The organism is Pseudomonas sp. HY7a-MNA-CIBAN-0227, assembly GCF_040310325.1.
Classification (GTDB): domain Bacteria; phylum Pseudomonadota; class Gammaproteobacteria; order Pseudomonadales; family Pseudomonadaceae; genus Aquipseudomonas.
Genome location: NZ_JBEOPT010000019.1, coordinates 91,515 through 98,006, shown reverse-complemented (window position 1 = coordinate 98,006; position 6,492 = coordinate 91,515). Strand labels below are relative to the sequence as shown.

The window sequence follows — 6,492 nt, the reverse complement described above, 5'->3', positions numbered from 1 at the left end:
GCGCAAGCGCTTGGGCTGGAAGACGCCGTACGAAGTGCATACAGGGGTGAGCGTTGCACTTATGTGTTGAATTCAGGGTTCCTTGAGGTTCATTGTGACCCCTTGATATTCATTCCCTTGGGTTGGAATCGCAGGCAAGCCGAGAACAAAGCGTTTGGCAGCCGAACCCAGTTCGCGGACATTACCTGGCCACGAATGGCAGAGCAGTTGCTGGAGCAGGACGCTTGGGGGAATGGGGGCGGGAAATTGGAAATGCTGGGCTTCGCGCTCAATCATATTCAGGAATAACGGGATGATACGCTCCCGGCGCTCGCGCAAGGCTGGCAGGTTAATGGCGACGACGTTGAGACGAAAATACAAATCCCGCCTGAATAGGCCTTGCTCGACCATCTCATGCAGAGATTGTTGTGCCGAGGCGATCACCCGCATGTCCACGGCAATAAACTTGGTTGACCCCAGTCGTTCGACACCCCTTGATTCCAATACTCGTAGTAATTTGGCCTGTAGAACCAGGGGCATGCTGTCTATTTCATCGAGGTATAAGGTTCCCAAATGTGCCGCTTCGATAAAGCCAGCTCGTGATTGCACCGCGCCGGTGAATGCACCATTGGTGACGCCGAACAACTGACTTTCGGCGAGTGTTTCCGGGATCGCCGCACAATTGATTGCAACAAAGTTGCCCCTGCGCCCGGATAAGCGATGAACTCTTTCAGCCAGGGTGTCCTTGCCGGTTCCAGTTTCTCCAAGTAACAAAATGTCGACATTTAGTGTCGCAGTATTCCTGATTGTGGCTTCCAGACCCGGGCATTCAATTAGAGGGGGAAGGTTATTGTCGTTGATCTTGTGGGATGCCGACATCACTCTTGCTGCAACATATTTATTGCCTCTGTCAGACCTATTACGAGTTCAACTAACTTGAGCCGCTTGGTCGTTTTCTTAAAGGCAGTAGAACGCAAGTCTATACCGTTGTCATTGGTGATAAATGGTGAGTTTTAATGCTTATAGACTGAGCGGCGGAGTGGAAGCTAAAAATAATAAATATTCAAGTGCGGTGGCTGTTTTAAATCGTTATTGGAGGTAGGAGTAGTCTGGAATTTTTGGTTTTTTTTAGATGGTGGGGGATTAGTGATTTTTAGGCAGCGTTGTGTTGGTGGGGTCTTATGTATTTAGTGGAGTTGCCAAATTGTTACATTTTATTGTGTCATTGCGCGTGCCAGTTGGATTCTTTCTGGCAGGTAGGATATCGGTCAGGCGCCCACAAAAAAGCCGATGCATTGCATCGGCTTTTTGTTCTGCGCCAGGGTTTAGACGTTGAAACGGAAGTGCATCACGTCGCCATCCTTGACGATGTATTCCTTGCCTTCCAGGCGCCATTTACCTGCTTCCTTGGCACCGGCTTCACCCTTGAACTGGATGAAGTCGTTGTAGGCGATGACTTCGGCGCGGATAAAACCTTTTTCGAAGTCGGTGTGGATCACGCCAGCGGCTTGTGGTGCGGTGGCACCGACTTTGACGGTCCATGCGCGGACTTCTTCAACACCAGCGGTGAAGTAAGTCTGCAGGTGCAGCATTTCGTAGCCGGCGCGGATCACACGGTTCAGGCCAGGCTCTTCCAGGCCCAGGGCCTCAAGGAACATGTCTTTTTCTTCGCCGTCATCAAGCTCGGCGATTTCCGCTTCGATCTTGTTGCAGACCGGTACGACAATGGCGCCTTCTTCTTTGGCAATGGCCATGACCACGTCGAGCAACGGGTTGTTCTCGAAGCCGTCTTCAGCCACGTTGGCGATGTACATGACAGGCTTGGTGGTCAGCAGGTGAAAACCACGAATCACCGCCTTTTCGTCGGTGTTCATGCTTTTCATCAGGCTACGTGCTGGCTTGCCCTCAGTGAAGTGAGCGATCAGTTGCTCCAGCAGAGCCTTCTGAACCACAGCATCCTTGTCGCCGCCCTTGGCGTTGCGAGTGACCTTTTGCAGTTGCTTCTCGCAGCTGTCGAGGTCGGCAAAGATCAGTTCCAGGTCGATGATCTCGATGTCGCGTTTCGGGTCGACGCTGTTGGAGACGTGAATCACGTTCTCGTCTTCGAAGCAGCGGACCACGTGGGCGATGGCGTCGGTCTCGCGGATGTTGGCAAGGAACTTGTTGCCCAGGCCTTCACCTTTCGACGCGCCGGCCACCAGGCCTGCGATGTCGACGAATTCCATGGTGGTCGGCAGGATGCGCTTGGGATTGACGATGACCGCCAGTGCTTCCAGGCGTGCGTCGGGCATCGGCACGATACCGGTGTTGGGTTCGATGGTGCAGAAGGGGAAGTTCTCCGCCGCAATACCGGATTTGGTCAGGGCGTTGAACAGGGTGGACTTGCCGACGTTGGGCAGGCCGACGATGCCGCAATTGAATCCCATGGTGTTTCCCCTTGGATAAGAGTCAGGCCTTCTGGCTGTGCAGGTTTTTCATCGCACGGTTCCATTCCCCGGCGAAGATATCCGGCAGCACGCCGAGGGCAAAATCGATGCTGGCATCGAGTTTTTCCTGTTCGGCGCGTGGCGCACGACCCAGGACGAAGTTTGAAACCATACTGGCGACGCCTGGGTGGCCAATGCCAAGCCGCAGACGGTAAAAGGTATTCTGATTGCCCAACTGCGCGATGATGTCTCGCAGGCCGTTATGACCGCCATGCCCGCCGCCTTGCTTGAGCTTGGCAACACCGGGTGGCAAGTCCAATTCGTCATGGGCCACCAGGATTTCTTCGGGTTTTATCCGGAAGAAACCCGCAAGTGCCGCGACGGCTTGGCCGCTGCGGTTCATGTAGGTGGTGGGTATCAGCAGACGAACATCCTGACCTTGATGCGAGAGGCGTCCGGTCAGGCCAAAATATTTGCGATCGGCCACCAGGTTTACACCTTGGGCGTGGGCGATGCGCTCAACAAAAAGGGCCCCCGCGTTATGCCGGGTCTGTTCGTATTCTGCGCCTGGATTTCCCAGGCCAACGATCAGTTTAATGGCAGTCACGACAGGGGCCCTTCCTTTGGAGTTGTGGATAACATCGCTGCAACCAACGTGCGGCGAAAGTGGACGACAAGAACTCATTTACTCAAAAGTAAACTTCGCGTTCTCGCCCGCTTTCTCGCTACGTTTCGGTCCGCGATGCTTCCTCCAGCTCCTACGTTACAGAGTGAATTACTCTGCAGCGGCTTCTTCAGCTTCTGGAGCAACGCGTGGAGCGTGAACGTTTGCAATGGCTTTGTCATTGCCGTGAGCCAGAGCAACAAACTCAACGCCTTTAGGGGCTTTGAGGTCGGACAGGTGAATGATGTCACCGATTTCAGCGTTCGACAGGTCGACTTCGATGAATTCAGGCAAATCTTTCGGCAGGCAGGTCACTTCGATCTCAGCGGTAACGTGCGAAATTTCGCCGCCTTTCTTGATCGGGTCAGCTTCGCCAACGAAGTGTACAGCCACGATAGCGGTCAGTTTCTGACCGGCTACAACGCGTACGAAGTCAGCATGCAGCACGTGGCCTTTAGCTGGGTGACGTTGCAGTGCCTTGATGATGACGTTCTGCTTTTTGCCGCCGATGTTCAGCTCGATGATGTGGCTGTACGAGGCTTCGTTTTCCAGCAGTTTGGCAACTTCTTTAGCTTGCATGCTGATGGATTCAGGGGCTTTTTCGCCACCGTAAACTACAGCTGGAACCAGGCTTGCGAGACGACGCAGGCGGCGGCTCGCACCTTTCCCCAGGTCAGATCGCACTTCAGCATTCAGAGTAAAATCGTTCATGTTGTATCTCCAAAATAACCACATTCGCCCCAGCGTTTGCGACCAGCGCTAAAGGCGATATGGGCAAAAAAGCCCCGCCCCAACAATATGCTGGGGCGGGGCGCTTTTCGTCAGTGGGATGACGCCAAGGGTTGACCCTTAACGGAACATCGCACTGATCGATTCTTCGTTGCTGATGCGGCGAACCGCCTCGGCAACTACCGGTGCGATATCCAGTTGACGGATACGCGAACAGGCTTGAGCAGCAGCGGACAACGGGATGGTGTTGGTCACCACCAGTTCGTCCAGCATTGAGTTCTCGATGTTCTCGATCGCCCGACCCGACAGCACAGGGTGTGTGCAGTAGGCAAAGACTTTGGCTGCACCGTGCTCTTTCAAGGCTTTCGCCGCGTGGCACAGGGTGCCGGCGGTGTCGACCATGTCATCGACCAGAATACAGGTGCGCCCTTCGACATCACCGATGATATGCATCACTTCAGAGTGATTGGCTTTCTCACGGCGTTTGTCGATGATCCCGAGATCCACGCCCAGGGACTTGGCAACAGCACGTGCACGCACGACGCCGCCAATGTCCGGGGACACGATCATCAGATTTTCAAAGCGCTGGTCTTCGATGTCATCCACCAGGACGGGGGAGCCGTAGATGTTATCTACTGGAATATCGAAGAACCCCTGGATTTGGTCAGCGTGCAGGTCAACCGTGAGAACACGGTCGATGCCTACCACGGTCAGCATGTCAGCAACGACTTTCGCGCTGATAGCCACACGTGCGGAACGCGGACGGCGATCCTGACGGGCATAACCAAAGTAAGGGATTACAGCTGTGATTCGAGTCGCTGAGGAGCGGCGGAAGGCATCAGCCATCACGACGAGTTCCATCAGGTTATCGTTGGTCGGAGCGCAAGTCGGCTGAATAATGAAGACATCTTTACCGCGGACGTTTTCATTGATCTCGGCTGTAATTTCGCCGTCGGAGAATTTACCGACAGAGATGTCACCGAGAGGGATATGCAGCTGACGTACAACACGCCGAGCCAGATCGGGGTTGGCGTTCCCCGTAAAGACCATCATCTTGGACACGCGCAGTACCTGAAGGCTGAGGGTAACCTGGATGAGTATACGAAAATGGCAGGGGCGGCTGGATTCGAACCAACGCATGGCAGGATCAAAACCTGCTGCCTTACCGCTTGGCGACGCCCCTGTATTTGTTGCAACGAGTGCCCAGCACTCGGTTCCTTTTAGAGCAGACTTTGCAGCTTGCGATGCAACATCGAAACGTTGCTTCCTTTTGCTACAAACCCTGTAAGGGTCTCTGTAAGAAGGGCCGAGACTTTATCAGCTTCAGCTTTGTTTGGGAAGCCCCCAAACACACAACTTCCAGTTCCGGTTAATTTTGCTTCGGTAAATTTACCTAACAAATTCAAAGCGTTACGTACATCTGGGTAACGCCTTGCTACAACCGGTAAGCAGTCATTCCGACTGTTTCCCTTGGGAACGGGGCGCACTTTAATGGGAGGAGAGTTACGTGTCAACAGTGGATCTGAAAAAATTTCTGCTGTACTTACAGATACTTGCGGAACAAGCACGACATACCAAGGTTCTTCGGGGTCTACAGGGGTGAGTTTTTCCCCCACTCCCTCGGCAAAAGCGGCGTGTCCACGGACGAAAACCGGGACGTCTGCGCCCAGTGTCAGGCCCAGCGTAGCCAGACGATCCTCGTCCCAGCCCAGTTGCCACAGGTGGTTCAGACCGAGCAGGGTGGTGGCGGCGTTGGAGCTGCCACCGCCGATTCCGCCGCCCATGGGCAGGATCTTGTCGATCCAGATATCAATGCCCAGCGCGCAGCCGGATTGTTCCTGAAGTTTTTTTGCTGCCTTCACGATCAGGTTGCTGTCGTGGGGTACTCCCTCGAATGCGGTGTGCAGTTGAATCACGCCATCATCGCGTACAACGAAGGTCAGCTCATCGCCGTAGTCAAGAAATTGAAACAGCGTCTGCAGTTCGTGGTAACCGTCTTCACGGCGACCAAGAATGTGCAGCATCAAGTTGAGCTTGGCTGGAGCAGGTAGGGTCAGGCGCTTTGCCGTCATGTTATTGCCCCAGCTTGCGTGGTTGCCAGTCCTTGATCACCAGCGTGAGGTCAAGGTCAGTACCATGCAGTTTGATGCGCTCGGGTAGCCAGTAACCGTTCTGTTCAACATAGCTCAAGTACTCGACCTGCCAGCCATCCTGTTCCAGCGTGGCCAGGCGGCTGTCGCCATTGAGGCTCAAGCGGCTCTTGCTGTCGGGTGCGGGCAGCCCGCGAACCCACCACACCAGATGCGACACTGGTAATTTCCAGCCCAGTTGTTCTTCCAGAAGACCTTCGGGGTTCGGCGCTTCATAGCGGCCCTGGTTGGCGACTTCGAGGCTCACTTGCCCCGGTCGGCCGGTCAGGCGTGCAGCGCCACGTCCCAGGGGGCCGGAAAGTCGGATGTCGTAGTAATCCTGGCGTTGCAGCCAGAACAGGGTGCCACTGCCTGAGTCCTTCGGTGCGCGAATCCCGACCTTGCCGCTGATCTGCCAGCCGTCGAGGCTGTTCAGTTGATCTTTGTGCTGTCGCCACTGTGCTAGGTTGCCCTGGCCTTCGACGGACTCGCGTGCGCCGAAACCCGCGCAACCGGCGAGCAGGGCGATAAAGCTGAAAACGATGACGTGGCGCAAAAACATAAT

7 protein-coding genes and 1 tRNA gene are annotated in these 6,492 nt (G+C 54.8%); all 8 read right to left on the bottom strand.

What is annotated here, in order from left to right:
- Positions 1-72: 72 nt before the first annotated feature.
- The 8 genes from AAEZ06_RS24195 to lolB all read right to left on the bottom strand — a co-directional run bounded on the left by AAEZ06_RS24195 (position 73) and on the right by lolB (position 6,489).
- Positions 73-858, bottom strand: coding sequence for a sigma 54-interacting transcriptional regulator (locus AAEZ06_RS24195; protein WP_350616585.1), 786 nt, complete (start codon positions 856-858; stop codon positions 73-75).
- Positions 859-1,304: 446 nt separating this feature from the next.
- A complete protein-coding gene (gene ychF / locus AAEZ06_RS24190; protein ID WP_149411753.1) occupies positions 1,305-2,405 on the bottom strand; it encodes a redox-regulated ATPase YchF in 1,101 nt (366 codons plus the stop codon).
- A gap of 22 nt (positions 2,406-2,427) precedes the next feature.
- A complete protein-coding gene (gene pth, locus AAEZ06_RS24185) occupies positions 2,428-3,012 on the bottom strand; it encodes an aminoacyl-tRNA hydrolase (RefSeq protein WP_149411752.1) in 585 nt (194 codons plus the stop codon).
- A gap of 168 nt (positions 3,013-3,180) precedes the next feature.
- Positions 3,181-3,780 (bottom strand): 50S ribosomal protein L25/general stress protein Ctc, encoded by a 600-nt coding sequence (locus tag AAEZ06_RS24180; RefSeq protein ID WP_149411751.1) that lies wholly within the window; start codon positions 3,778-3,780, stop codon positions 3,181-3,183.
- A 138-nt stretch (positions 3,781-3,918) separates the two neighbouring features.
- Positions 3,919-4,860, bottom strand: coding sequence for a ribose-phosphate pyrophosphokinase (locus AAEZ06_RS24175; RefSeq protein WP_003208392.1), 942 nt, complete (start codon positions 4,858-4,860; stop codon positions 3,919-3,921).
- Positions 4,861-4,906: 46 nt separating this feature from the next.
- Positions 4,907-4,981 (bottom strand) — tRNA-Gln (locus AAEZ06_RS24170).
- 37 nt (positions 4,982-5,018) lie between these two features.
- Positions 5,019-5,870: a 4-(cytidine 5'-diphospho)-2-C-methyl-D-erythritol kinase gene (ispE, locus tag AAEZ06_RS24165; RefSeq protein ID WP_149411750.1), complete on the bottom strand. Its 852-nt coding sequence runs from the start codon at positions 5,868-5,870 to the stop codon at positions 5,019-5,021.
- 1 nt (position 5,871) lies between these two features.
- Positions 5,872-6,489, bottom strand: coding sequence for a lipoprotein insertase outer membrane protein LolB (gene lolB, locus AAEZ06_RS24160; protein ID WP_149411749.1), 618 nt, complete (start codon positions 6,487-6,489; stop codon positions 5,872-5,874).
- Between the last annotated feature and the right edge of the window lie 3 nt (positions 6,490-6,492).

Excerpts from the sequence above, each read along its gene's own strand:
- AAEZ06_RS24195 (WP_350616585.1), bottom strand. The coding sequence starts at position 858 with ATGTCGGCATCCCACAAGATCAACGACAATAACCTTCCCCCTCTAATT.
- ychF (WP_149411753.1), bottom strand. The coding sequence starts at position 2,405 with ATGGGATTCAATTGCGGCATCGTCGGCCTGCCCAACGTCGGCAAGTCC.
- AAEZ06_RS24180 (WP_149411751.1), bottom strand. The coding sequence starts at position 3,780 with ATGAACGATTTTACTCTGAATGCTGAAGTGCGATCTGACCTGGGGAAA.
- ispE (WP_149411750.1), bottom strand. The coding sequence starts at position 5,870 with ATGACGGCAAAGCGCCTGACCCTACCTGCTCCAGCCAAGCTCAACTTG.
- lolB (WP_149411749.1), bottom strand. The coding sequence starts at position 6,489 with ATGTTTTTGCGCCACGTCATCGTTTTCAGCTTTATCGCCCTGCTCGCC.